At 70.1% G+C, this 24091-nt stretch carries 24 protein-coding genes; 14 read left to right on the top strand and 10 right to left on the bottom strand.

Annotation, left to right across the window (positions count from 1 at the left end):
* Together ABZX30_RS33285 and ABZX30_RS33280 are read right to left on the bottom strand one after the other, a co-directional pair.
* The coding region (locus ABZX30_RS33285) for a glycoside hydrolase family 3 C-terminal domain-containing protein (protein WP_355940645.1) at positions 1 to 2014 on the bottom strand (2014 nt) is incomplete at its 3' end.
* Between the two features lie 49 nt (positions 2015 to 2063).
* Positions 2064 to 3344, bottom strand: a complete 1281-nt coding sequence (locus ABZX30_RS33280) for an MFS transporter (protein WP_355940642.1) — start codon at positions 3342 to 3344, stop codon at positions 2064 to 2066.
* Positions 3345 to 3533: 189 nt separating this feature from the next.
* Between ABZX30_RS33280 and ABZX30_RS33275 the strand changes: the two genes are divergently transcribed.
* Positions 3534 to 4163 (top strand): TetR/AcrR family transcriptional regulator, encoded by a 630-nt coding sequence (locus ABZX30_RS33275; protein WP_355940639.1) that lies wholly within the window; start codon positions 3534 to 3536, stop codon positions 4161 to 4163.
* Positions 4164 to 4236: 73 nt separating this feature from the next.
* Here ABZX30_RS33275 and ABZX30_RS33270 read toward each other — a convergent pair whose 3' ends face one another.
* Positions 4237 to 5898 (bottom strand): AMP-binding protein, encoded by a 1662-nt coding sequence (locus tag ABZX30_RS33270; protein WP_355940636.1) that lies wholly within the window; start codon positions 5896 to 5898, stop codon positions 4237 to 4239.
* A gap of 274 nt (positions 5899 to 6172) precedes the next feature.
* Between ABZX30_RS33270 and ABZX30_RS33265 the strand changes: the two genes are divergently transcribed.
* On the top strand, positions 6173 to 7057 hold the full coding sequence (locus tag ABZX30_RS33265) for a TetR family transcriptional regulator (protein ID WP_355940633.1): 885 nt from the start codon (positions 6173 to 6175) through the stop codon (positions 7055 to 7057).
* A 31-nt stretch (positions 7058 to 7088) separates the two neighbouring features.
* Here the strand turns inward: ABZX30_RS33265 and ABZX30_RS33260 are convergent, their stop codons facing one another.
* Complete coding sequence (locus ABZX30_RS33260) at positions 7089 to 7370, bottom strand: 2Fe-2S iron-sulfur cluster binding domain-containing protein (protein WP_355940630.1); 282 nt, start codon at positions 7368 to 7370, stop codon at positions 7089 to 7091.
* A 180-nt stretch (positions 7371 to 7550) separates the two neighbouring features.
* Between ABZX30_RS33260 and ABZX30_RS33255 the strand changes: the two genes are divergently transcribed.
* Positions 7551 to 9035: an aldehyde dehydrogenase gene (locus ABZX30_RS33255; protein WP_355940627.1), complete on the top strand. Its 1485-nt coding sequence runs from the start codon at positions 7551 to 7553 to the stop codon at positions 9033 to 9035.
* A 13-nt stretch (positions 9036 to 9048) separates the two neighbouring features.
* A complete protein-coding gene (locus tag ABZX30_RS33250) occupies positions 9049 to 10425 on the top strand; it encodes an oxygenase MpaB family protein (protein WP_355940624.1) in 1377 nt (458 codons plus the stop codon).
* Positions 10426 to 10494: 69 nt separating this feature from the next.
* On the opposite strand, the gene ABZX30_RS33245 is transcribed toward ABZX30_RS33250, so the two are convergent.
* From ABZX30_RS33245 to ABZX30_RS33235, 3 genes are all read right to left on the bottom strand, one after another.
* Positions 10495 to 11046, bottom strand: coding sequence for a TetR/AcrR family transcriptional regulator (locus ABZX30_RS33245; RefSeq protein ID WP_355940621.1), 552 nt, complete (start codon positions 11044 to 11046; stop codon positions 10495 to 10497).
* A 72-nt stretch (positions 11047 to 11118) separates the two neighbouring features.
* Positions 11119 to 11880: a 3-hydroxyacyl-CoA dehydrogenase gene (locus tag ABZX30_RS33240; RefSeq protein WP_355940618.1), complete on the bottom strand. Its 762-nt coding sequence runs from the start codon at positions 11878 to 11880 to the stop codon at positions 11119 to 11121.
* A 29-nt stretch (positions 11881 to 11909) separates the two neighbouring features.
* On the bottom strand, positions 11910 to 12881 hold the full coding sequence (locus tag ABZX30_RS33235) for a nitronate monooxygenase family protein (protein WP_355940615.1): 972 nt from the start codon (positions 12879 to 12881) through the stop codon (positions 11910 to 11912).
* A 178-nt stretch (positions 12882 to 13059) separates the two neighbouring features.
* Between ABZX30_RS33235 and ABZX30_RS33230 the strand changes: the two genes are divergently transcribed.
* From ABZX30_RS33230 to ABZX30_RS33195, 8 genes are all read left to right on the top strand, one after another.
* Positions 13060 to 14238, top strand: a complete 1179-nt coding sequence (locus ABZX30_RS33230) for a thiolase family protein (protein WP_355940612.1) — start codon at positions 13060 to 13062, stop codon at positions 14236 to 14238.
* A gap of 42 nt (positions 14239 to 14280) precedes the next feature.
* The gene (locus tag ABZX30_RS33225) at positions 14281 to 15681 is read left to right on the top strand and encodes a 4-hydroxyphenylacetate 3-hydroxylase N-terminal domain-containing protein (RefSeq protein ID WP_355940609.1); all 1401 of its coding nucleotides are present in this window, start codon (positions 14281 to 14283) and stop codon (positions 15679 to 15681) included.
* 12 nt (positions 15682 to 15693) lie between these two features.
* Entirely contained in the window at positions 15694 to 16788 is a 1095-nt protein-coding gene (locus ABZX30_RS33220; protein WP_355940606.1) for a CaiB/BaiF CoA-transferase family protein, read from the top strand.
* Positions 16789 to 16803: 15 nt separating this feature from the next.
* Positions 16804 to 17565 (top strand): enoyl-CoA hydratase, encoded by a 762-nt coding sequence (locus ABZX30_RS33215; protein WP_355940603.1) that lies wholly within the window; start codon positions 16804 to 16806, stop codon positions 17563 to 17565.
* Positions 17566 to 17600: 35 nt separating this feature from the next.
* Positions 17601 to 18755 carry an acyl-CoA dehydrogenase family protein gene (locus ABZX30_RS33210; RefSeq protein WP_355940601.1) on the top strand — a complete coding sequence of 385 codons (1155 nt, stop codon included), beginning with the start codon at positions 17601 to 17603 and terminating at the stop codon, positions 18753 to 18755.
* 128 nt (positions 18756 to 18883) lie between these two features.
* On the top strand, positions 18884 to 19582 hold the full coding sequence (locus ABZX30_RS33205) for a TetR/AcrR family transcriptional regulator (protein ID WP_355940598.1): 699 nt from the start codon (positions 18884 to 18886) through the stop codon (positions 19580 to 19582).
* A gap of 440 nt (positions 19583 to 20022) precedes the next feature.
* Positions 20023 to 20277, top strand: a complete 255-nt coding sequence (locus ABZX30_RS33200; RefSeq protein ID WP_013001761.1) for a type II toxin-antitoxin system VapB family antitoxin — start codon at positions 20023 to 20025, stop codon at positions 20275 to 20277.
* On the top strand, positions 20277 to 20696 hold the full coding sequence (locus ABZX30_RS33195) for a PIN domain nuclease (RefSeq protein ID WP_045563116.1): 420 nt from the start codon (positions 20277 to 20279) through the stop codon (positions 20694 to 20696). The genes ABZX30_RS33200 and ABZX30_RS33195 overlap by 1 nt, the downstream gene beginning before the upstream one ends.
* A gap of 222 nt (positions 20697 to 20918) precedes the next feature.
* Here the strand turns inward: ABZX30_RS33195 and ABZX30_RS33190 are convergent, their stop codons facing one another.
* Genes ABZX30_RS33190 through ABZX30_RS33180 form a run of 3 tightly spaced genes read right to left on the bottom strand, consistent with a single transcriptional unit; the run spans position 20919 to position 22800 of the window.
* Positions 20919 to 22010, bottom strand: coding sequence for a hypothetical protein (locus ABZX30_RS33190; protein WP_355940593.1), 1092 nt, complete (start codon positions 22008 to 22010; stop codon positions 20919 to 20921).
* The gene (locus ABZX30_RS33185) at positions 22007 to 22651 is read right to left on the bottom strand and encodes a hypothetical protein (protein WP_355940590.1); all 645 of its coding nucleotides are present in this window, start codon (positions 22649 to 22651) and stop codon (positions 22007 to 22009) included. Before ABZX30_RS33185 ends, ABZX30_RS33190 begins: the two co-directional genes overlap by 4 nt.
* On the bottom strand, positions 22648 to 22800 hold the full coding sequence (locus ABZX30_RS33180) for a hypothetical protein (RefSeq protein WP_355940587.1): 153 nt from the start codon (positions 22798 to 22800) through the stop codon (positions 22648 to 22650). The genes ABZX30_RS33185 and ABZX30_RS33180 overlap by 4 nt, the downstream gene beginning before the upstream one ends.
* 504 nt (positions 22801 to 23304) lie before the next feature.
* Between ABZX30_RS33180 and ABZX30_RS33175 the strand changes: the two genes are divergently transcribed.
* Together ABZX30_RS33175 and ABZX30_RS33170 are read left to right on the top strand one after the other, a co-directional pair.
* Positions 23305 to 23535, top strand: coding sequence for an antitoxin (locus ABZX30_RS33175; protein ID WP_355940584.1), 231 nt, complete (start codon positions 23305 to 23307; stop codon positions 23533 to 23535).
* Positions 23532 to 23954, top strand: coding sequence for a type II toxin-antitoxin system VapC family toxin (locus ABZX30_RS33170; RefSeq protein WP_355940581.1), 423 nt, complete (start codon positions 23532 to 23534; stop codon positions 23952 to 23954). The genes ABZX30_RS33175 and ABZX30_RS33170 overlap by 4 nt, the downstream gene beginning before the upstream one ends.
* Positions 23955 to 24091 lie beyond the last annotated feature (137 nt).

Here is a 24091-nt window from a genome sequence, read left to right as displayed (position 1 = left end):
AGGGGAGTTCACCGTTGTCCGGGACGACGCGGGAGACCGGGGCGTCCGCCAGCCGGGCCGGCCAGGTGGTGGGCAGCCGTCCGCCGGGCTCCTCGATGCCGAGCAGGACGTCGGCGAGTGCGGCGCCCGCCTCCTGCCCGGGGAACCAGGACAGGAGCACGGCCGCGACCTCGTCCCGCCACGGCAGCTCCACGGGCGAACCGGAGTTGACGACGACGACGGTCCGCGGGTTGACCGCGGCGACCGCGCGCACCAGGTCGTCCTGGCGGCCGGGCAGCCGCAGGTCCCGCCGGTCGAAGCCCTCCGACTCCACCCGCTCGGTGGTCGCCACCACCACGATCGCCGTGTCCGCGCCGCGCGCGGCCTCGACGGCCTCGGCGATGAGTTCGTCCGGGTCGCGCCACGGGTCCTTGTGCATCAGTCCGAAGCCGACCGCCTTGATCGGGTTGCCGGTGTTCTTCGTCACCACGTACCGCAGCGAGACCTCCACCGGCCGGCCGTCCGTCAGCTCCACGGTGCCGCGGTCGTCGGGCGCGCCGAAGAACGCCTCGAAGGGATCGTCGTCGGACTCGAGCCGCTTCTCGCCGTCGAAGAGGACCTGGCCGTCCACGGTCAGCCGGAATCCGCCCAGCCCTCGCGTGCCGAAGTGGTGCGCGCCGGACTGGCGCGGGGTGAACGTGCCGGTGATCTCCACCGAGTGGAGCGTGTCGTGGGTGACGCCGTCGGGGAGGTCGTCGCCCATCCACTGCACGTTGCCGCTGGGCAGCCTGGTCTCCCCGATGACCCGGCCCTCCGCGTCGCGGCAGACGGCGTGGAGCTCGAACCCCTGTACGGCGGGGGCGAGTTCCTCGCTGGGATCGGGTCCGACGGCGTAGGTCAGCGCGCCGGCCGGAAGCGCGGAGGTGAGGCCCTCCAGGGGGGAGACGACGTGGTCGGGGAAGACCTGGGCGGAGCCGCCGCCGAGCACCCGGGCGTCGCGGGCGGCGGTGCCGATCAGGGCGACGGTCCCGCTGTCCGGCGCCAGCGGCAGCACCGCCTCGTTGCGGACCAGGACGAAGGACCGGCGGGCGATCTCCCGGGCCAGCGCGTCGCCGTCGATGTCGTGGGGGCGGTCGGCCTCCGCGACGGCGGGCGGGGCGCCTTCGAGGGCGCCGGTGCGGGCGGCCAGCCGCAGGACGTTGCGGACGGCCTCGTCCACCACGGCCTCGTCGACGCGGCCGTCGCGCACGGCGGCGGCGAGCGCCGCGCCGTAGACGGTGTCCGGTCCGGGCATGGCCACGTCCAGGCCGCCGTGGATGGCGCCGACGGTGTCCCGGGCGGCCATCCAGTCGGAGACGATGTATCCGTCGAAGCCCCACTCCCCGCGCAGCACCTCGTTCTGGAGGCGGCCGTGCTCCGTCATCGTGGTGCCGTTGACGGAGTTGTACGCCGCCATGACGCCCCACGGGCGGGCGTTCTTCACGATGGTCTCGAAGGGCGCGAGGTACAGCTCGCGCAGGGCCCGTTCGCCCACGACGTTGTTGACGGTGAAGCGGTCGGTCTCGGCGTCGTTGGCCACGAAGTGCTTGACGGTGGTGCCGACCCCGCCCTCCTGGACGCCGGTGACGTAGCCGGTGCCGATGGCGCCGGTGAGCAGCGGGTCCTCGGAGTAGGCCTCGAAGTGCCGGCCGCCCAGCGGGGAGCGGTGCAGGTTGACGGTCGGCGCGAGCAGGACGTGCACTCCCTTGCGCCGGGCCTCCTGGGCGAGCAGGTGACCGGCCCGGCGGGCCAGTTCCGGATCCCAGGTGGCGGCGAGCGCGGTGGGGCTGGGCAGCGCCACGGACGGGTCGTCCGCCGTCCACCGCACACCGCGCACGCCGATCGGGCCGTCCGACATCACCAGGGAGGCCAGACCGATCTCGGGCAGCGCGGGCAGCGACCACATGTCCTGCCCGGCCAGCAGCCGGGCCTTGGCGTCGAGGTCGAGCGTGCCGAGTGCCTTCTCCACCGCGGCTTCCCTGATGCGATCGGTCATGGACGGACTCCCTTGTGAGAACTGGACGACGGTGAGAACGGGCGGAGGCTCAGCGGACGCCTCGGATACGGGTCACGCACAGCGCCCCGACGAGGGTGACCGCCGCGGCGACCGCGAAGAACAGGGTGTAGTTGTCGCCTCCGCCGACCGCCAGCAGCACGCCCGCCAGCATGGGGGCCAGCGTCTGCGGCAGCGCGTTGGCTATGTTCATGACACCCAGGTCCTTCGCCGCCGCCTGCTGGTCGGGCAGCACCTCGGTGACCAGGGCCATGTCGACGGCGTAGAACATGCCGCCGCCGATCCCCACGAGGATCTGGGAGACCAGGAGCATCGTGAAGTCGCCGGCGAACGCCAGCACGACCAGGCCGGCCACGATGACCAGGCTGCTGCCGATGACGAACGGCTTGCGCACACCCAGCCTGTCGGAGAGCCAGCCGCTGAAGGCGGCCATGGTGGCGTTGCAGGCGTAGCTGATCACCACCAGCAGGGCCACCTTGCCGGCCACCTCACCCGCCGAGACGCCGAAGTCGGCCATCAGGTAGTAGGCGAGGTAGGAGGCCGGGGCGACCATGCCGAACATCACCAGGAACTTCGACACCCAGGCCCAGCCGAAGTCCCGGTGCCGGACGGGGTTGGTCCAGAAGCTGCTGAGGAACTCCCTGACGGAGAACGGCGCGGGCCGGGACTCGAGCCGTCTGTCGGGCAGCTTCACGGCGAACCAGCCGACCAGCACGATCGCGGCCAGCGCCGGCACGAGGAACTGCACCTTGACATCGCTGAACACCGCGGCGAGCTGCGAGCTGGCCACGATGGACAGGGTGAGGGCGATACCGAGCACACCGGAGACCTTGCCGAGCTGCCGGCTCGGCACCTGGTCGGGGACGGTGGCCTGGAGTGCGGCGAGGGAGGCGTTGTAGGCGATCTGGGCGAGCGCCCAGCCGCAGGCGATCGCCGGGATCGACGGCACGAGAGCGATGATCAGCAGCCCCAGGAAGCCGATCAGCACTCCGCCGATCAGCCAGGGCCGGCGCCGGCCGAAGCGGGAGGTCGTACGGTCCGAGAGGCGGCCGACCAGCGGGTTGACGACGAGCGCGACGAACGCGCCGATGGTGAGGACCAGACTCAGATCGGCGGTCTTGGTCTGCGGGGAGACCTGGGCCACCCGCAGCGCGAGGGTCACCAGGACAGGGGTCAGGAGCGCGCCGAAGAGGCCGAACTCGGCCAGCGCGATCCGGGTGATGAAGCCGCGCGGGGCGAGCGGCTGGTCGTCCGGCGCGGATCCGGACGGGGTGTCGGCTGCGGCGGCACCGGGGACGATTGCCTGGTCCACTGGCCTACCTCCTGCTGAGGCGAGGGATGAGGGTGAACGCAACGGGAGACGAGCGGGGGAAACATCCGCGTTACGTGACGCACATCCTGAAGCAGGAAACCTTTCATTCGGTAGGGGTTGTTACCATTTTGTTATTTCGACATCACTGTCGACCCTGCCGTACGGGCCGACGGTCTAGGCTTCCGCCCTGTGGCAGGACACAGCGGGACACGCGGACTCGGACGTTCCACGCGCAGCGAGGAGCGCAAGGCGGAGATCATCCGGGCCGCGATGGAGGTCATCGCGGAGAACGGCTACCGGGGCACCTCGCTGGCGGCGGTCGCCGAGCGCGTCGGCCTCACCCAGGCCGGGCTGCTCCACCACTTCCCGACCAAGGAGGCCCTGCTCGTCGCGGTGCTGGAGGCGCGGGACCAGTGGGACGGCGCGACCGTCATGCTCAGCGGCACCTCCATCTCGCTCGACGCGCTGAGCTACATGGTGGAGTACAACAGTGACCGGGCCGGCATCGTGCAGGTCTTCACCGTGCTCGCCGGCGAGAGCGTCACCGAGGACCACCCCGCCCGGCCCTACTTCCACGGGCGCTACCGCCTGTTCAGGGAACTGACCGCAGGGTCGCTGCGGGAGGAGTTCGGCGACCGGCTGCCCGGCGGGCTCACCCCACGGGAGGCCGCGCCCCTGCTGACGGCGGTCATGGACGGACTGCAGACGCAGTGGCTGCACGACCCCGCCGAGGTGGACATGGCGAAGTCCTTCCGGGCCTTCGTCGGACTGCTCAAGGGTACGGGCGCGCCGGAGACCGCCCCCGAGAGCGGGAACTGAGAGCCGGCCGTCGGCTCCCGCCCCGCTCGCCGCGGGCCGGGCCCGAGCGGATGCCGGCACGCCCTCCGAGTGTTCACGTGCCGGCTTGGGCGCGCCCGCGGTCTCGCAGTTCACGGCGCAGCAGCTTGCCGCTGCCGGTCTTCGGCAGTTCCCCGAGGATCTCCACCTCGCGCGGATACTTGTACGCCGCCAGCCGGGCCTTGCAGAAGTCGACGAGTTCGGCGGGGGTCACCGCCGCTCCGGGACGCAGGCTCACGAACGCCTTCACGGTCTCGCCCCGGTAGGTGTCCGGAACGCCCACCACGGCGGCCTCGCGCACCGCGCGGTGCTCGTGGAGCACGTCCTCGACCTCACGCGGCCAGACCTTGTACCCGCCGGCGTTGATCTGGTCCTTCTTGCGGTCGACGACGTAGAACCAGCCGTCGGCGTCCATGTAGCCCAGATCGCCGGTGCGCAGGGCGCCGCCGCGTATCGCCATGGCCGTCTCTTCCGGTTTCCCCCAGTAACCGGGCACCACCTGCGGGCCCGAGACGATCAGCTCGCCGATCTGTCCCGGCGGCAGTTCCCCGCCGTCCTCGCCGATGACGCGGACCGTCGTGTTGAAGACGGGCACGCCGACCGACAGCGCGCCGGAGATCCTGTCCACCGGGGCGTCGGCGCCCAGCGGCACGGCATGGGAGGGGGAAGTGGTCTCGGTCAGGCCGTAGATGTTGTGGACGCGCACGCCGAACCGCGACGCGAGTTCCCTCAGCGTGCCCGGGGGGATCGGCGCACCGCCGGAGCAGACCCGGGTGAGCGTGGCCAGCGCGTCCCGGTCGGCGTTCGGCGCGTTCATCAGGGCGATGAACACCGTGATCGAGCCGACGGTGAAGGTCGCCCCGGTCTCCCGGATCGCGTCGATCACCAAGGTGGGCTCGAAGCGGTGCAGGAGCACCAGCGGGGCGCCGGTCAGCAGGCAGAGGGCGATGTGTCCGACGAGGCCGGTGACGTGGAACAGCGGCGCCACGCCGAGGATCACGTCGCGGGGGCCCACGTCCATCCAGTCCCGGTAGGTCTGCGCGTTGAACACGATGTTGCCGTGGGTCGCCATGGCGCCCTTCGGGGGACCGGTGGTGCCCGACGTGTACGTCAGGACCGCCACGTCGTCCGGTCCCGGTGCGACCTCGGGGGGACGCCTTCCCTCGAACCGCGCGATCAGCTCCTCCATGTCCTGTGCCCCGGGGCAGTCGACGGCCGTGGCGCCGTCGAGGGCACGTGGGTCGTCCCGGCTCTGGTAGCGCGTCTCCGAGGTGGTGATCACCGGGCCGTCGAACACGGGGCGGACGTTGGCGTACAGGCTCTCCAGGCAGACCACCGCACGCGCGCCCGAGTCCCGCAGCAGCTCGTCGACCTCGCGTGCCTTGTTCATGGGGTTCACGGAGACCGCGATGCCACCGGCCTTCCACACACCCAGCAGCGCGATCACGAACTGCGGCACGTTCTGCAGGTAGAGCGCGACCCGGTCGCCGCCCTTCACCCCGGCGTCCAGCAGGCCGCAGGCGAAGGCGTCGGACAGCGCGTCCAGCCGCCGGGTGGTGAGGACGCCGTCGAAGTAGCGGAGGATCGGCGCGTTTGGCCCGCGCCGCACGGACGCGGCGAACATCTCCAGGGTGTTGGAGTGCTCGGGAACGATGTCGTGCGGGCGCCCGGCGGCATAGTGGGCGAGCCAGGGCCGCTGGTCGTGGATCGAGGTCATCGGGTGCTCCCGTCGGTGCCGTTGTGCCGTCGGCGGGTGGGGCTCCGGTGCCTTCGGCGCTGCAGTGGACGGCGATCGGGCGGGCGCCCCGGATACCCCCGGCGGCTCGACCGCGTGCCCGCCGCCGTCACGGCCCGCACGCCGCCGCTGTTCACCGATCGATCGTTCGGCTGCTGGGTGAACACTGGCATGTTCCTCATAAGTTCGCCCTGGAATCAAGAGGTCAGCGGCTTTCTTCTTGTCTCGGCACCCAACAAGTGTTTAGGTTTCCTGAATGGAGAACCCGTCATCGCACGATCAGGCGGGCGCCCGGCTGAGGGCGGCCCGGGAGGCCCGTGGAGTGAGCCTGCGCGCCCTCGCCGGCCGGATCGGGGTGAGCCCCGCGACGCTGAGCCAGATCGAGCGCGGGCGCACCGGACTCTCCGTCGCCCGTCTGGGCGAGATCGCCCAGGCGCTCGGGACGACCGCGGGAGATCTGCTCGAGGGCACCGAGCCGGCCCGGCGGACTCCCCGGCGGGGCGTGACCCGGACGGCACCGCCCGACCGGCCTTGGGCGCCCGGTCCGCACTGGCGCGACTACCCCCCGTCCATCCTCGATCCGGTGCTGGGGGCGGCACTGACCGAGTTCCTGGAGGTCGGCTACCACGGCACTTCGGTGCGCGCCATCGCCCGGCGCTGCGGCATGTCGATCGCCGGGCTCTACCACCACTACTCCGGCAAGCAGGAGATGCTGCGGCGGATACTCGACCTCACGATGACCGACCTGCTGCACCGCTCCCGCGCGGCGCGCGCCGAGGGCCGGGATCCGGTCGAGCGGTTCTGCCTGCTGGTCGAGAACCTCGCCCTGTTCCACACGCGCCGCCGTGAGCTGGGGTTCGTCGGCGCGAGCGAGATGCGCTCCCTGGAGCCGGAGAACCACCGGGTGATCGCCGGCCTGCGCACCGAGCAGCAGCGGATGGTCGACCACGAGGTCGGGGAGGCGGTCGCCGCGGGCCTGTTCCTCACCCGGCATCCGCACGAGGCGGCCCGTGCCGTGGTGACCATGTGCACCGCGCTCCCCCAGTGGTACCGCCCCGGCGGCGATCTCACCCCGGAGCAGGTCGCCGCCGAGTACGTGCGGTTCGCCCTGGACCTGGTGCGCTCGCGGCCCGCGCGCTGAGCCGGCCCCGGCGCCGCCCTCGCGGCCGTCCTCACAGATCGAGGACGAGCCGGGGTGAGCGGCTGCGCGACACGCACACCATCATCGTGCGCCCCGAGGCGCGCTCGGCGTCCGACAGCACGCTGTCCCGGTGCTCGGGCCGGCCCTCCAGGACGGTCGTCTCACAGCTCCCGCAGACGCCCGCCCCGCACATCCAGGGCACCTCGATCCCGTTCTGCTCGAGCGTGTCCAGCACCGACTCGCCGGGCAGGACCCGCACGGTCAGCTGCGACTTGGCCAGGTGGACCTCGAAGGATTCATCGCTTGATTCCACTCCGCACCCCTTGACTCGAACATGCACCGGTGTATGTTGAGCGCTACATACAGGTCTGTATGTTATCGAACGATAGATACCACTGATGGATATCACTGCATCGTCGTTCGCTCTCTCGACAGCAGAGCGCCGCGGCCCCGGAAGGCCGCGGACAGCCGCCGCTCTTTCTGGAGGTCAAGGATGACCACGACAGACTCCGCACCCCTGAGTGCTCCCGAGGTCTCGGACCGGGTCCACTTCTTCATCGGCGGGGCATGGCAGAAGCCCCACGGCTCCGGGCGGCACGACGTCGTCGAGGCGGCCACCGGCGAGCGCTTCGCGGTAGCGGCCCTCGGCGACGAGGTGGACGTGGACCGTGCCGTCCGGGCCGCGCGGGCAGCCCTGAACGGCCCGTGGGGTGCGACGACCGCCGCCGAACGGGCCGCGGTGATGCGCCGGTTCGCGGACGCGCTGGACAAGCGGTCCGAGGAGGCGAGCGTCCTCGTCAGCCGGGAGAACGGCATGCCGATCGGACTGTCCCGCGCGTTCAACGGTGGCGCGCCCGCCGCGCTCCTGCGGATGTACGCCGATCTGATCGAGAAGACCCCGCTGGAGGCGGCACGGCCGGCGGCTCTGGGTTCGACGATCGTGCGGCGCGAACCGGTCGGCGTCGTCGGCGCGATCGTGCCCTGGAACTACCCCCTGGCCCTGGCGATGTCCAAGGTCGCCCCGGCGCTCGCGGCCGGCTGCACCCTCGTCCTCAAGCCGTCCCCGGACACGGCCCTCGACAGCTACCTGTTCGCGGACGCCGCGGTCGAGGCCGGCCTGCCCGACGGGGTGCTGAACATCGTCCTCGCCGACCGCGAAGCCGGCATGGCCCTGGTCCGCCACCCGGAGGTCGACAAGATCGCGTTCACGGGTTCGACCGAGGCGGGCCGCGTCGTCGGCGCCGAGTGCGGCCGGCTGATCCGCCGCTGCACGCTCGAACTGGGCGGCAAGTCCGCCTCCCTCTTCCTGCGCGACGGCGACCTCGACACCTTCCTGAACGGCCTGCCGTCGGCCAGCTTCCAGAACAACAGCCAGACCTGCACGACCCAGTCGCGCGTGCTGGTGGAACGCTCCCGCTACGCGGAGGTGGTGGACGCCCTGGCGGCCTACGCCACCGGACTGCGGGTGGGTGATCCGCTGGACGAGACGGTGCAGTGCGGCCCCATGGCCGGCGAGCGCCACCAGCGACGGGTGCTCGGCTACATCGAGCAGGGCAGGGCCGACTTCCGCCTGGTGGCGGGCGGCGGCCGGGTCGACGGCCTGGACCGGGGCTGGTTCGTGGCACCGACCGTGTTCGCGGACGTCGACAACGGCAGTCCTCTCGCCCAGGAGGAGATCTTCGGCCCGGTCATCGCCGTCATGCCGTTCGACACGGACGAGGACGCCATCCGGATCGCCAACGACAGCAACTACGGCCTCGCCGGATCCGTGTGGACCGCCGACGAGGACCGCGGCGTGGCCATCGCACGACGCATCCGCACCGGAACGGTCGGCGTGAACTACTACAGCACCGACCTCGAGGCCCCCTTCGGCGGCATGAAGGACAGCGGCATCGGCCGCGAGTTCGGCCCGGAGGGCCTGGATTCCTACCTGGAGTACAAGTCCGTCTACGCAAGCGCCCGCTGGCTGAACGCTTAGGGAGGAAGGGCACATGACCGAGCAGACCGCCGAAGCCGTCGGGACCGACGGCGCGAAGCATCCGTACGACTACTACTACCGCCCCGGCATGGAGCTGCGTCCCGCGCCGCCCCGGGCCCGGTACAGCCCCGAGTGGCTCCACATGCGCCGGCACCTCTTCTCCCCCTGGATCACGGTCCGGGAGACCCCCGAGGAGACCCCGCTCATCCGACGCCTCCAGGACCACCTCTGGGAGGGCGACGAGCTGATGGACTCCGTCGTCGCGCTGCAACGGCGCATGGGCAACGAGAGCTTCCGGGCGGTGCTGGACACCGCCCTCGAGCACGGCATCGAGGCGGTCGACTCACCCCCGAAGGAACTGGAGGCCCTGTTCGAGCAACTGTGCGGCAGGCCCGAGTGGTTCGACGCCGAGATGTACGAGCGGGGCCGGGTGGTGATGGCCAACGGCTCACCGTTCGGAAAGCTGGGCGGGCAGATCGTCAACGTCATCATGACGGCGTACGGCGAGGCGGTGTCCTCCGCCACCGGAGCCACCGGCCGCTTCCAGCGCGACATCTACCGCCGCCAGCTGGAGACCTCGGACTTCTTCCGCAAGGTGGCGCTGCCGGACGGCCTGGACCGCTTCTCGGACACCTTCAAGACGACCGTGCGGGTGCGCCTGATGCACGCACAGGTGCGGCAGGGTCTGCGACGCCGGTGGGGGGCGGAGGGTTACGCCCACCACGGCGATCCCATCTCCAACACCGACATGTCGCTCGGTGTACCGGCCTACGGGGTCGTCAACCTGATCATCGACGCCTCGCTCGGCCGCCGGGTGACCATGGCGGACCTCGCGGCCGTCAACATGTACTGGTGCTACACCGCCTACCGCTTCGGAGTCTCCGAACAGATCCTCCCCCGTAACCCCATCGAGGCGATCGAGCAGTTCGACTGGATCCTGTCCACCTACGGCAGCGGCAGCCAGTGGTCCGAGGACCTCGCCAGGACGCTGCTCGGAGCCGTGCGCGAGAGCTTCACCAGCACGGACTCCACACTGCTCAACCGCGTCCTGGACAAGACGCTCTTCCCGCTCTACTGCGGGATGATCGCCGACATCGGCGGCGACCCCGTCGGGTACCGGACCGCCGCCGCGTCCGGGTTCAGCCGCGCGCAGCTGCGCAGGTACAGCCGGCGGTACCGGACGCTGGGCGGCGCACTCGTACGGCTGGGGGGCTGGGCCGACGCCCGGCCGGGCCGGGAACGGCGGATGCGGGCACGGGCCGCGCAGGGCGACCCGTTCCTGAACACGTCGCACCGGGTGGTCGAGGCGATGGCGGCGAAACAGGGCCTGCTCGGCGCGACGTTCGACTCGCACGACGCGAGTAGGCCGGCCGACTTCGGCACCAAGTAGCCGTCTTCGCACGAGAAGTGCAACGGGTGGGGGCCGCGGCCGCGGGAGAGCGGCCGCGGCCCCCGCCCGTCAGTTGGCCGCGACGCGCTGCAGCGCCGCCCACTTGAGCTCGTCGTACATCTCCCGGATCAGTTCCGGGTCGGGGGCCTGCTCCCGTGCGCCCAGCCCCGTGTAGATCGACACCGCCATGTGGGCGTAGACGGTGGACTGCCGGCTGCTCGCCCCGGCCCTCAGCAGTGACCCGCGGACGACCTCCAGCAGACGTTCGTCGATGCGCCGCAGCATGTCCCGCACGGCCGGGTCGGACACGGACCACGCCCGCAGCGCCCGCTCGGTGCGGAACTCGGCGCTCTGCGCCAGGCGGATGGACAGCTCGCTGCGGGCCTCGAAGTCGAGCTCCCGGTCGACGATGTCGAGCCGCTCCTGGCTGACCACGTTCTCCCAGTGGTCGAGATAGGCGCCCTTGAACTCCGCGAGGCTGTCGAAGTGGTGGTAGAAGGAGCCACGGGTGACACCGAGACGCGCGCACAGGGCGACGATGCTGAGGCCGCCGACCCCCTCTTCGGCAAGGACCGCGCTCGCGGCCTCGAAGAATTCCCGTCGGGTCAGGGTGCGTGTCATGGAGGCATCTTCTCAGGCGGGTGCGGGGCGGCGGTCCAGGTGACCGCCGCCCCGCACCCCGTCGGCCTCCGGTCAGCGCGGTGCCATACGGATGGCTCCGTCGAGGCGGATGGTCTCGCCGTTGAGCATCGGGTTCTCGACGATGTGGCGGGCGAGGGCCGCGTACTCGGCCGGGTCGCCCAGCCGGGACGGGTGCGGCACCTGGCTGCCCAGCGAGGTGACGGCGTCCTCGGGCAGGCTGTCGACCATCGGCGTGTGGAACAGGCCGGGCGCGATGGTGACCACGCGGATCTTCAGGCCGGCCAGGTCGCGGGCGATCGGCAGCGTCATCCCGACCACACCGCCCTTGGACGCGGAGTACGCCGCCTGTCCCATCTGACCGTCGAAGGCGGCCACGGAGGCGGTGTTGACGATGACACCGCGCTCCCCGCCCACCGGCTCGGTCCGCGCGATGCGCTCGGCGGCGAGCCGGATGACGTTGAAGGTGCCGATCAGGTTGATGTTGACGACCCTGGTGAAGTCGGCCAGCGGGAAAGGGCCCTTCTTGCCGACCGTCCTGATGCCGTTGGCGACGCCGGCGCAGTTGACGGCGATGCGCAGCGGACCGAGCGCTGCCGCGGCCTCGACCGCCGCCGCCACCTCCGCTTCGCTGGTCACGTCGGCCGGGGCGAACGCGGCGCGCTCACCGAGTTCCTCGGCGACGGCGTGGCCGTCCGAGCCCGGCAGGTCGACGATGAGGACGCTCGCGCCCCGTGCGTGCAGTTCACGCGCCGTGGCGAGCCCCAGCCCGGATGCCCCGCCGGTCACCAGGGCGACCGCGTTGCTGATGTCCATCTGCTCCTCCTCCTGTGCCAGAACGCCGGCTATGCCAGAACGCCGGCGAGCCGGCCCTTGATGAGCGCGTGCGCCTCGGTCACGATGCGGTCGATCAGGTCCGCGACGGTCGGGATGTCGTGGATGAGCCCCTGGACCATGCCGGCCGTCCAGATCCCCAGATCGGGATCGCCGGCCTCGTACACCCGGCGGCCCCGGGCTCCCGCCACGAGTTCGCGGACGTCCTCGAACGTCCCGCCCGCGTCGAGGATCGAGACGACCTGCCGGCTGACGGCGTTGCGGGCCACCCGCGCGCTGTTGCGCAGCGGCCGGAAGATCAGGTCGGTGTCGCGCTCGCTCGCCTCCACCAGGTGCCGTTTGACGTTGTCGTGCACGGGCGCCTCGGCGGTGGCCAGGAAGCGGGTGCCCATGTTGACGCCGTCCGCGCCCAGGGCGAGCGCCGCCACCAGCCCGCGGGCATCGGCGAAACCGCCGGAGGCGATCATCGGGATGGTGATCACCTCCGCGGCGGCGGGAATCAGCACCAGGCCGGGGATGTCGTCCTCCCCCGGATGACCAGCGCACTCGAAGCCGTCGATCGAGATGCCGTCCACGCCCAGTTCCTGCGCCTTGACCGCGTGCCGGACGCTGGTGCACTTGTGCAGCACCTTCACCCCGCCCGCGTGGAAGGCCGGCAGGTGCTCGGCCGGATTGGCCCCGGCCGTCTCGACGACCGGGACCCCCGACTCGACGATCACGTCCCGGTACTCCGCGTACGGCGGCGGCTTGATCGACGGCAGGATGGTCAGGTTCACGCCGAAGGGCTTGTCGGTCATCTCCCGGCAACGGGCGATCTCCTTGGCCAGGTCCTCGGGCGTCGGCTGGGTCAGCGCCGTGATGAATCCCAGCCCGCCCGCGTCGGCCACCGCGGAGACCAGCTCGGCGCGGCCCACCCACTGCATCCCGCCCTGGACGATCGGGTACTCCACTCCGAACACGTCACAGAACCGTGTACGCACCATGGCGAGGTTCCTTTCCGTTCCATGGATCTTCCGGCTCACACTAGCGCGTCTATATCGATCGATAGATAGCTTCGTGACGGATCTCTCGCCGTCGCCGCCACGGCTTGACAGCGACGCCTCTGTATATCGATCGTTAGATACGTCGGTGGCGTCTGCCGCCCGGACCAGGAGGACGATCATGACCAGCGCCGTCATCGTGGACGCCGTACGGACACCGTCCGGCAGGGGCAAGCCGGGTGGGCAGCTCTCGGAGATCCATCCGGCGGCGCTGCTGTCCGGCGTCCTGCGGACGCTCGTCGAACGCACGGGAATCGATCCCGGCCTCGTCGACGACGTGATCGGCGGATGCGTGGGACAGGTGGGCGAGCAGACGGCGAACATCACCCGCAGCGCCGTACTCGGCGCCGGGTTCCCCGAGCACGTCCCCGCCACCACGATCGACCGGCAGTGCGGGTCGAGCCAGCAGGCGGCCCACTTCGCCGCGCAGGGCGTGCTGGCCGGCGCGTACGACATCGCCATCGCCTGCGGTACGGAATCGATGAGCCGGGTGCCCCTGGGCAGCGCGGCACTGGACCGTGACCCGTTCGGGCCCGCCGTCGCCGCCCGCTACCCCGAGGGGCTGGTCAACCAGGGCGTCGCGGCCGAACTGATCGCGGCGCGCTGGAAGCTGGACCGCGACACGCTCGACGCGTACGCGGCCCGGTCCCACGCCCGTGCCTCGGCGACCGCCGCCGCCGGTGGCTTCGCCGCCGAGATCGCCCCGGTCCGCACCGGCGGGGGCGACCTCACGGCGGACGAGACCGTGCGCCACGGCACCACCGTCGAGCAACTGGCCGGGCTCCGGCCCGCGTTCCGTGACGAGGCCCTCGGTGCCCGCTTCCCGGAGATCGACTGGCAGATCACCCCCGGCAACTCGTCCCCCCTCACCGACGGCGCGTCGGCCGTGCTCATCATGAGCGAGGAACGGGCGAACGCCCTGGGACTGCGGCCCAAGGCCCGGTTCCACACCTTCGCGGTCACCGGCAGCGACCCGCTGCTGATGCTGACCGGCGTGATCCCGGCGACCCGCAGGGTGCTCGACCGCTCCGGACTGTCCCTGGACGCGATCGACGCCTACGAGGTCAACGAGGCCTTCGCGTCGGTGCCGCTGGCGTGGCAGCGCGAGTTCGGCGCCGATCCCGAGCGGCTCAACCCGTGCGGCGGGGCCATCGCCCTCGGCCATCCGCTCGGCGCGTCCGGCACACGGCTGCTCACCACGCTGGTGCACCACCTGGAGGCCACCGGAGGCCGGTACGGCCTGCAGACGATGTGCGAGGGCGGCGGCCTGGCCAACGCCACCGTCATCGAACGCCTCTGACACACCCCCGCTGTCCTCCCCAGAAACAGAGAGAACGATCCGATGACTGTGCGTACCGCCAAGGAGTACCGCGAGGGGCTGCGCGACGGCAGGTCCGTCTTCTACCGCGGCCGCCAGGTCCCCGACGTCGTGGACGATCCCGAACTGTCCGCCGCGGTCGACCACTCGGCCCTGTGCTACAGCATCGCCGACACGCGACCCGAGCTCGCCGTCGCCGAAGGACCCTCCGGCGCCTACTCGGCCTTCTACAAGGTGCCGCGGACGACCGAGGACCTGCGGGCCAGAGGCGAGCTCGTCGAGACCGTGTCCGCACTCGGCGCCGGCACGATCGTGCTCAAGGAGGTCGGCAGCGACGCCCTGTTCGCCCTGCTGCGAGCGCTGGACGGCGCCGATCTGGAGAAGGTGAAGGCCTACCACCAGCGGGTGTGCGACGAGGACCTCGCGCTCGCGGTGGCGCAGACGGACGTCAAGGGCGACCGTTCCCTCCCCCCGCACCGGCAGGCCGACCCCGACCTCTACCTCCGTGTCGTCGACGAGGACGCGGAGTCGATCACGGTGCGCGGGGCCAAGTGCCACACCTCGTTCTCCGCCAACGCCGACGAACTGGTCGTGCTGCCCACCCGGGCCATGGGCGCGGAGGACCGCGACTACGCGATCTCGTTCGCGATCCCCGTCGACACGCCCGGTCTGAAGCTGTACGTCTCGCCGTACTCGGCCGGAGAGCGCAACGACTTCGAGTTCCCGCTCTCGTCGAAGCACAAGCTGCTGGAAAGCCTGACGGTCTTCGACGACGTGCGCGTGCCCAAGGACCGGGTGTTCCTCGACCGCCGGCCCGAGCTGGCCGGCCCGCTGGCCATCGCGTTCGTCGACTACCACCGTTTCACGGCCGTCAACTACAAGCTGCCGCTGCTGGACATCCTCGTCGGGGCGGCCTCGCTCATCGCCGAGTACAACGGCATCAGCCGCGCCGGACACGTCAGGGACAAGATCGCCCAGCTGATCGCGTACGCCGAGACCGTCCGCGGCCTGGCGGAACTCGCCGCCGTCCGCTCGCGGCCGGGACAGCACGGCATCCAGCAGCCCGACCCGCTCGCCGTGAACACGGCCAAGTACACCTTCGCGCACGGCTTCCACGACGCCGTCGCCAAACTGATGGACCTCTCCGGCGGCCTGCTGATCACCGGGCCCGGCGGTGAGGACTGGGCCGATCCCGGCATCCGCGCCGTACTGGAGAAGTACTACGCCGGTGCGGTCCCCGCCGAACAGCGGCTGCGGATGCTCAACTTCATCGGTGACCTGACCGCTCGCGACTACGGCGGCTACCAGGCCGTCCTGGCGACCCATGCGGAGGGATCGCTGGAGGCCGAGAAGATGCAGATCGCCCGCTCCTACGACCCCGCCCGGGCCCGCGACTACGTCACGCGGCTCGCCGGTCTCGCCTGAGAGGGGCACGACATGGCGGGACCGTTGACGGGACTGCGCGTGGTGGAGCTCGCCGGTATCGGGCCGGGACCCCACGCGGCGATGATCCTGGCCGACCTCGGCGCCGACGTGGTACGCGTCGAACGCCCGCAGGGAGCACTCGACCTCACCGGTGGCAGGCCGGACCACCTGCTGCGTGGCCGGAGGTCGGTGGCGGCCGACCTCAAGACGGCGGAGGGCCGCCGGCTGGTGCTGCGGCTGGTGGCGCGGGCCGACGTGCTCGTCGAAGGGTTCCGGCCCGGGGTCGCCGAGCGCCTCGGTGTCGGCCCTGAGAACTGCCACCGGGTCAACTCCCGGCTCGTGTACGGGCGGATGACCGGGTGGGGCCAGGACGGGCCGATGGCCCGGCAGGCCGGGCACGACATCAACTACATCAGCCTCACCGGCGCCCTGCACGCCATCGGGCGGCACGGCGAACGCCCGGTACCCCCGCTCAACCTCGTCGGCGACTTCGGCGGCGGCTCGATGTTCCTGCTGGCCGGAGTCCTCGCCGCGCTGTGGGAGCGGGAACGCTCGGGTGAGGGCCAGGTCGTGGACGCCGCGATGGTCGACGGCACGAGCGTGCTGCTGCAGATGATGTGGGCGATGCGCGCCCAGGCCGCCTGGTCCGACGAGCGGGGCGGCAATCTGCTCGACGGCGGCGCTCCGTTCTACGACACGTACGTGTGCCAGGACGGACGGTACGTCGCCGTCGGAGCCATCGAGCCCCAGTTCTACCGGGCCCTTGTCGCCGGACTGGGACTCGACCCGGCCACGCTGCCCGACCAGGGGGACCGGTCGGGATGGCCCGCCCTGCGGGACCGGCTCACGGAAGCCTTCCTCACGCGTCCCCGCGACGAGTGGGCCGAGGTCTTCGCCGGCACCGACGCCTGTGTCACCGCCGTCCTGGCTCCCGACGAAGTGCCGCTCGACCCGCACCTGTGCGCCCGCGGCACCCTCACGGAGATCGACGGCGTACTGCAGGCCGCTCCGGCGCCGCGCTTCTCGCGCACCCTCCCGCGGACACCTTCCGCTCCTCCCCAGCCCGGACACGACACCGACGCCGTGCTCGCCGACTGGAACGCCTGAAGGGCAGGACTTCCGATGACATCCCCGATCCTCGTCGAACACGACGGGCCGGTACTGCGCATCACCTGGAACCGACCCGAGCGACTGAACGCCTTCACCACCGAGATGCTGGACCTCACCGCCGAGACGGTGGAGAGCGCCGGCAAGGACTCCGGCATCCGCGTCGTGGTGCTCACCGGGGCGGGACGCGCGTTCAGCGCCGGCGCCGACCTCGGCGGGGAACTGCCCGGCACCGGCACGATCGACGCGGCCAACCGGCTCACCCTGGCCCTGCGGCAGGTTCCCCAGCCCGTTCTGGCGGCCGTCAACGGGCCGGCGGTCGGCGTCGGCTGCTCCCTGGCTCTCGCCGCGGACATCATCGTCGCCCGGGAGTCGGCGTACTTCCTCCTCGCTTTCGCGCGCGTGGGCCTCATGCCGGACGGCGGTGCCACCGCGCTCGTCCCGGCAGCGGTCGGCCGTGCGCGCGCCGCACGCATGGCCATGCTCGCCGACCGCGTTCCGGCGCCCCGGGCCGAGGAGTGGGGCCTGATCACCCGAGCCGTGCCCGACGACGCCTTCGACGCCGAGGCCGCACGGCTGACGTCGGAGCTGGCCCAGGGACCGACGGCAGCGTTCGCCCAGACCAAGCGCGCGCTCAACGCGGCGGTCCTCGGCCATCTGGAGAACGCGCTGGCCATCGAGCGGGAAGGCCAGGCCCAGCTGTTCACCACCGCCGACTTCGCCGAGGGAGTGGCCGCCTTCCGCGACAAGCGCCACCCCGATTTCTCCGGAAAGTAAGCGCGCCTCGCGCGCCGCAAGAGGAGCCCACCCGCATGGAACGCAATCTGTACACCGAGGACCACGAGGCCTTCCGCGGCAGCGTCCGGAAGTTCGTCGAACGCGAGGTCGCGCCGTATGCCGAGAAGTGGGAGGAGCAACGGCTGGTCGACCGCCGGGTGTGGCAGGTGGCCGCCCGGCACGGCATCATCGGCCTGGCCGTGCCCGAGGAGTACGGCGGCGGCGGTGAACCGGACATCCGCTATCGCGCCGTCGTGATGGAGGAGCTGGCGGCGATCGGCGCGGCCTCCGTGCAGCTGGGCATCAGCCTCACCGAGGACATCGCGATGCCCTACTTCCTCGAACTCGCCGACGAGGAGCAGAAGCGGCGCTGGCTGCCCGGCCTCGCCGCCGGTGAGCTGATCTCGGCGATCGCCATGACCGAGCCCGACGCGGGCAGCGATCTGCAGGGCATGCGCACCACCGCCGTGCGCGACGGTGACCACTGGCTGCTCAACGGGGCCAAGACCTTCATCACCAACGGAATCCAGGCCGACCTGGTCGTCGTGGCCGCCCGCACCGACCCGGCCGCCGGGTCCAAGGGGATCAGCCTGTTCGTGGTCGAGAGGGACACCCCCGGCTTCAGCCGGGGGCGGAAGCTGGAGAAGATCGGTCTGCACGGCCAGGACACGGCCGAGCTGTTCTTCCGCGACGCCCGGGTCCCCGCCGCGAATCTCCTCGGTGATCTCGGTGGCGGCCTGCGCAGCCTGATCCGGTGCCTGCCGCGGGAGCGTCTGGCCATCGCGATGGGCGCCCAGGCCGCCGCGGAGGCCGCTTTCGGCTGGACCCTGGAGTACGTGCGGGAGCGCAAGGCCTTCGGCCGGCCGATCTCCTCCTTCCAGAACACGGCCTTCGTGCTCGCCGAACTGCGCACCGCCCTGGACGTCAGCCAGGCGTTCATCGACCGGGCGATGCTGGCCCTCAACGCCGGTCTGCTCACGGTGGAGGACGCGGCCAAGGCCAAGTGGTGGGCGACCGACCTCCAGCAGCGGGTCGTCGACCGCGGTCTGCAACTCCATGGCGGCTACGGCTACATGACGGAGTACCCGATCGCCCGCGCCTTCCTCGACGGCCGCGTCCAGTCGATCTACGGCGGGACCAACGAGATCATGAAGGAAATCATCAGCCGGCAGTTGATCCAGCCCAAGTGAGCCCCGCCCGGCCTGCTGCCGGCAGGGGCCCATCCGACTCCGCGGCGCCGCAGGCCGCTGCCTGTAGTCTCCGCCGTGAGGAACAGGGCCCGTCTGCACGGCGACGGCAGGTTACGAAGGAGAGGTACGTGGCGCGGCAGACGTCCCGGACGAAGCAGCCACACCGGGGGCGGCGAGAGGAGACCGAACTCGGCTTCGAGCCGGATCCGGGAGCCGACTGGCGCCACTTCGAGGAGCTGGAGCTCTCTCCCTTCCTCGAAGCGGCCCTCGAGGAATTCGGGGCCCACGGCTACCACGGCGGCTCGGTGCGTGCCATCGCGAACAGGGTCGGCGTGACTCTGCCGACGCTGTACTACCACCACGGCAGCAAGCAGGATCTGCTCGTCACACTCCTCATGGGATCGATGCACGACATCCTGGTCCGCTGCCGTCACGCCCTGGACGCGGCCGGCGACCTGCCGGAGGACCGAGTGGCGCACATCGTGGAGTGCTTCACCCTGTACATGACCCACCGTCGACGCCTGGCGTTTCTCGACGGTGAGGTCCGCAACCTGGAGCCCGACAACCGGGAGCGCTATCTGGCGCAGCGGAACGAACTCTCGGTGATGTTGCGTCGCGTCGTCGTCGAAGGCATCGAGGACGACGCGTTCACCACGCCGTATCCGGCGGAAGCCGTCCGGGCCATCATCTCCATGTGCCAGGCCGTCGCCGTCTGGTACCGGGCGGACGGGCCGCTCACCGAGGCCGAGGTCGCCCGGCGCTATGTCGCGCTCGCCCTGGACACCCTCGCCTTCCGCGGGCGTCGGAAGAACCCTCGCAAGCCGTAGGTCACCCGCCGTCCGGGGACGGCGGGGTCCTGGAAAACGGGAAAACCAGGTCAGACAAAGTCCGACCTGGTTTCTCGTGGAGCCGCTTTCGGGATTCGAACCCGAGACCTACGCACTACGAGACCGTGAGGGATCGTGTTGCCTGATGCCTCATCGTGCTGCGTGCTGACGTTTTTCCTGATCAGAGCACGTGCGACAGGTTGACCTGTGCCACCCCGTGATGCACCGTCCAAAGGCGTCTGTCCATCGGCCGTCCACCGACAGGGCCGCTTGGTCGACCGCCTCCCGCCACCCCATCGCTCCTGGTGAAGCCCCCCGACAGGGGCGGGGCCCGGCACAAGGACGACTGTCCATTTCTCACAAGGAATCGAAACGATATCCATCACAGCCAACGAATGGTATCATTTTGCTGGAACAAGCACCTCCGAGAGGATCACCACATGGCCAGAACCGTCATCGACCTCGATGAAGACATGGTCACCGAGGCCATGCGTATCTTCGGGACCAAAACGAAGGCCAAAGCCGTCCGCCTCGCCATGGAAGACGCCGTCAAGAGACATCTGCGGCAGGAGGGCTTCGACGCCATGGAGGCCGGTGAGCTCGACTTCAGTGAGATCGTCGAGAACACCGGGCCCCGCAACGCAGACGGCTCCCTCAAGCACAACGGCGACCGCGACGGAGGCCGGGCCGCCTGATGCAGGACCGCTACCTGATCGACAAGTCCGCCCTCGCCCGCTGGACGAAGCCGAGCGTCAAAGAGGTGCTCAAGCCTCTGCACGAGCGTTACCTCCTCGCCGTATGCCAGCCGACCGAGTTCGAGATGATCCACTCCGCCCGGGACAGCTCGGAAGCAACACGGATCAGCACCTGGCTCCACGCCTTCGACTACCTCCGCACCGACGACGACACCTTCACCCGCGCTCTCGAGATCCAGCGCCATGCCCTCAACTCAGGCTTCCACCGCGCTCTGTCCCTCCCCGATCTGCTGATCGCCGCCACAGCGGAACTGAACCGGCGAACGGTCCTCCACTACGACGGAGACTTCGACATGATCGCCTCCCTCACCGGCCAACCCACCGAATGGGTCGTCCCGCCCGGCAGTGCCGACCGATGAGCATGTCGGCCTTCCTCACCTCCGATGAGCTGCTGGTACCCCTCATCGAGCAGTCACTGGGGGGTCTGGCAGCTGGCCTGCGTCAACGCGCTGGGCGCCCTGTGCAGCCTGGCTCTGCTCGGATCCCTGCGGGTCCTGGGCTGAGCCCGCCGGGGTGCACCTCGTCGTCTTCTTCCGGATCTCCTGCACGCTGTGTGCGCCCTTGCAACCCCATGCCGCCGGTCACCCTCGCCGCTTGACATCTCCATCAGGAATCGGCACCCGCGAGCCGCTCGCCGCCCTCGTCGGATCGCTTTCCGCACCTACCTGCGTCCAGAGTTCGGCGGCCACTCGACCACGGAGGAGGAGGGCGAGCGCCGAGACTGACGGAGCATCGAGTCCGACCACCCACTCCTCAGCCGTTCCGACCAGACTTATGGAATCCCACGGCTTCCCGAGTCGGCGCGATGCGACTGCCGCGGCGCCGGACCCGGTCAACCTGTTTCGGGCCGCAGGACCCTCGGCACCAACCAGCAAGGTGGCAGTACCAGGATCCTCGTTGACCGGCTGGGGCAAGGGGACCTCCGACGTCGGCACGTTCCAGGAGGCTTCCGCCTCCCCGGCGCCCGGCACGGCTCCGTTCAGCGCCGCTTCCTCGACCCACTTCTCCGACAGGTGGCGCCAGCGACTGGCCGCCAGTTCCGCGCTGTCGTCCGGGCTCTCCTGCCACCAGCCGGAGGCCAGCAACGCCAGATTGCTCAGCCCCCGCACATCGCGCACGAGCACGGCAGGGCTCAGCATCTCGTCCTGCGCCGGCACAGACAGCAGCCCGGTACCCACGACAGCCACCGGCCCCTTGTCGGTGGCGGTGAGCACGAAGTCGGCCAGGGCATCCGTCGGCGTCCTGTTGAAGAGGACCTTTCCTGTCAAGCTCTTCGCCCGCGTGGCACCGAGCGCGTTGACCAGGCGCTTGCGCAGTGCCTCGTCGTCGGCACACGACCAGAGGACGTCCACGCCCACCCCGCGACTACGAAGATCTGCGGCAACCTCGATCACCCTCGCGACCTGGTGATCGTCTAGTTGCGAGACCACGATCAGCGCATGGGTGGTCGCGTCCGCCAGGGCGCCTTCTGCGAGCCGGCGGCTGTCGCCCGCCAGCAGTGCCGTCTCGACACAGGGCACCGTGACGAGTTCCACCGCCTGCACGGAGGACCGCCTGACGCGATCGCGCTCCCGCTGCCATTCCTTGATCATTTTATCGAAGCGCTCTTGCGCGACCGAGCCGGAGGCCAAGCTCTGGTCCTGGTACTGCAGCTCGGTCCTCTCCAGGATCAACGAGGTGAGGTGGCTCCAGTTCGCGGCAACCCCAGCACCACCGCCTTTTCGAGATCCACTCTTAGAGGCAGGTAGTACCTTCCGCGCACCAGGCGTGCATTGCTGTCAATCCGGCGGATCCACTGCTGCTCGTCCGCGTTCCGCGGGAGCAGCCACTCGGTCTCCCCGCCGTTGAGGGTCTTCCGGTGCTGTCGCTCCGTGAGCGCGAAGCTCCGCGCTCCACGGTTGGTCTTCCTCCGAACGTCCCGTGCGGTCACCAGATCGAGGTCTGACTGCCGGGCAAGTTGACAACTCATCAGCTCACGAACGATGTTCTCCTGCCTGCGCTGAACCCGCAAGCTGCTCGGCCGTCGACCGCTGGAGGTGGTGAGCAACCCCTCGGCAGTCGCCACGTAGCGGATCTCCTGATCGCTCTGGGCCATGGCCACCCAGCCTTCGCGGAGCAGCGTCACCAAGCCTTCGATCAGTAGCCGGTCGTGCACCTGGAACGCCTGGCGGAGTTCTTCGAAGGTTCGGCCCTCGTCGCCCTGATCGTCACAGATGAGCCGCAGCAGCAGCTGCTCCAACCTGCTGTAGGGGCGTCCCACCGCGACGTCGTACGAGACCCGGAAGAGGTCCAGCGGCAAGAGCATGTGGATCACAGTTGTCCCCCTTCGGACTTCTTTCCCCGCCCGCGCTGGTGGCTCGTGCGCTGCGCCTCGATATCCCGGACGCGCTCGTCGAGTCCGGTCAAGTCCGCCGGCACCCGCACCGCCCGGCCCTCGGCGAAGAGTCTCTCCAGCTGGTCCACCAACGTCACGGAAACCGAACCGCCGCCCTACGCATTACGATGCACAGACCACGAGTGCCCGATTTAGCGCGAATTCCAAGGTCAACCCAAAGAAGAAACCCCAGGTCATAGCCCTGACCTGGGGTTCACCTTAGAGCCACTTTAGGGATTCGAACCCGAGACCTACGCATTACGAGACCATGAGCGTTCATGTTGCCTGACGTCTCGTCGTGCCGGGTAGTGACGTTTTTCCTGATCGGAGCACATGCGACAGGTTGACCCGTGCCACCCCGTGATGCACCGCCCAAAGGCGTCTGCCCACCGACTGTCCACCGGCGGGGGAGCGGGAAGAGGCCAGCGAGGGCACCGTGTGGCCGCAGGCACAGCCCTGACGAGGCCAGATGGGCACATGAGACTGCTTGTCCGGCCTCGACAAAATCTGTTACCGCACGGTGCCTGTCGAGGCCAGAACCGGACCAGCCCCTCACAGCTGCATATCACCTGCACTGCTGCTAGAATGCAGGCATGACCGCGATTACGATCCGGGATGTCCCGGACGACACAGTCAACGCCCTGAAGGTCCGCGCCGCACAGGCCGGCAAGTCGCTCCAGGCATACGCCCTGGACCTTCTCTCCCGGGAAGCCGCCAAGCCCACCCTCGCGGAGATGGCCACACGCTTGGAGCGTGAAACCCGCACCGAACTCAGCACGACCGACATCCTCGACGCCATCGAGGACGGGCGGGACCGACGTTGATCGTCATCGACTGCTCCAGCCTCGTGCACTTCCTCCTCGACCACGGCAAAACCGGAACCGCGATCCGTGAACGCGTGGGCCGCGCCGACACGCTTGCGGCACCGGGATTGCTGGACTACGAGATCACCTCAGCCGCCTTCGGGCTGGCCCGCGGCCGACGAGGGAGCAAGCCGAAGATCACCGATAAGGAGGCCGTGAAGGCGATCACCGACTACCAGGCCCTCGCTCTCGACCTGCACCCGACGCTGGTCCTGTGGCAGCGCGTACGCGAGCTGTCGAACAACCTCTCCGTCTACGACGCGCACTACGTAGCCCTCGCCGAGAGCCTCGGTGTCCCGCTGATCACCAGCGACGCCAGGATCGAGGCCAGCGGGGCAGCACGCTGCGCGATCGAGACCTTCGAGGCATCCAGCACCTGACGCCAGCGGCACCAACGCACCGGGTTACACAACGGGCCTTCCCCCAAGGCCGGGTAGTTAGCGTTTTCGCAGGTCACGCAAGGGGTGTTGGGGTCCATGCCGTGGCGGCGTAGAGACCGGGGCCGAGTTTGTGGATG

This window comes from Streptomyces sp. NPDC004542, from assembly GCF_040610035.1.
Classification (GTDB): domain Bacteria; phylum Actinomycetota; class Actinomycetes; order Streptomycetales; family Streptomycetaceae; genus Streptomyces.
Note: the sequence above shows the minus strand (reverse complement) of the source record. Positions and strands in the feature narration are given on the sequence as shown.

Bases quoted from the DNA above. Each gene is read 5' to 3' on its own strand.
- ABZX30_RS33270 (WP_355940636.1), bottom strand. From the start codon at position 5,898: ATGACCTCGATCCACGACCAGCGGCCCTGGCTCGCCCACTATGCCGCC.
- ABZX30_RS33265 (WP_355940633.1), top strand. From the start codon at position 6,173: ATGGAGAACCCGTCATCGCACGATCAGGCGGGCGCCCGGCTGAGGGCG.
- ABZX30_RS33255 (WP_355940627.1), top strand. From the start codon at position 7,551: ATGACCACGACAGACTCCGCACCCCTGAGTGCTCCCGAGGTCTCGGAC.
- ABZX30_RS33250 (WP_355940624.1), top strand. From the start codon at position 9,049: ATGACCGAGCAGACCGCCGAAGCCGTCGGGACCGACGGCGCGAAGCAT.
- ABZX30_RS33245 (WP_355940621.1), bottom strand. From the start codon at position 11,046: ATGACACGCACCCTGACCCGACGGGAATTCTTCGAGGCCGCGAGCGCG.
- ABZX30_RS33240 (WP_355940618.1), bottom strand. From the start codon at position 11,880: ATGGACATCAGCAACGCGGTCGCCCTGGTGACCGGCGGGGCATCCGGG.
- ABZX30_RS33235 (WP_355940615.1), bottom strand. From the start codon at position 12,881: ATGGTGCGTACACGGTTCTGTGACGTGTTCGGAGTGGAGTACCCGATC.
- ABZX30_RS33230 (WP_355940612.1), top strand. From the start codon at position 13,060: ATGACCAGCGCCGTCATCGTGGACGCCGTACGGACACCGTCCGGCAGG.
- ABZX30_RS33225 (WP_355940609.1), top strand. From the start codon at position 14,281: ATGACTGTGCGTACCGCCAAGGAGTACCGCGAGGGGCTGCGCGACGGC.
- ABZX30_RS33220 (WP_355940606.1), top strand. From the start codon at position 15,694: ATGGCGGGACCGTTGACGGGACTGCGCGTGGTGGAGCTCGCCGGTATC.
- ABZX30_RS33215 (WP_355940603.1), top strand. From the start codon at position 16,804: ATGACATCCCCGATCCTCGTCGAACACGACGGGCCGGTACTGCGCATC.
- ABZX30_RS33210 (WP_355940601.1), top strand. From the start codon at position 17,601: ATGGAACGCAATCTGTACACCGAGGACCACGAGGCCTTCCGCGGCAGC.
- ABZX30_RS33200 (WP_013001761.1), top strand. From the start codon at position 20,023: ATGGCCAGAACCGTCATCGACCTCGATGAAGACATGGTCACCGAGGCC.
- ABZX30_RS33195 (WP_045563116.1), top strand. From the start codon at position 20,277: ATGCAGGACCGCTACCTGATCGACAAGTCCGCCCTCGCCCGCTGGACG.
- ABZX30_RS33175 (WP_355940584.1), top strand. From the start codon at position 23,305: ATGACCGCGATTACGATCCGGGATGTCCCGGACGACACAGTCAACGCC.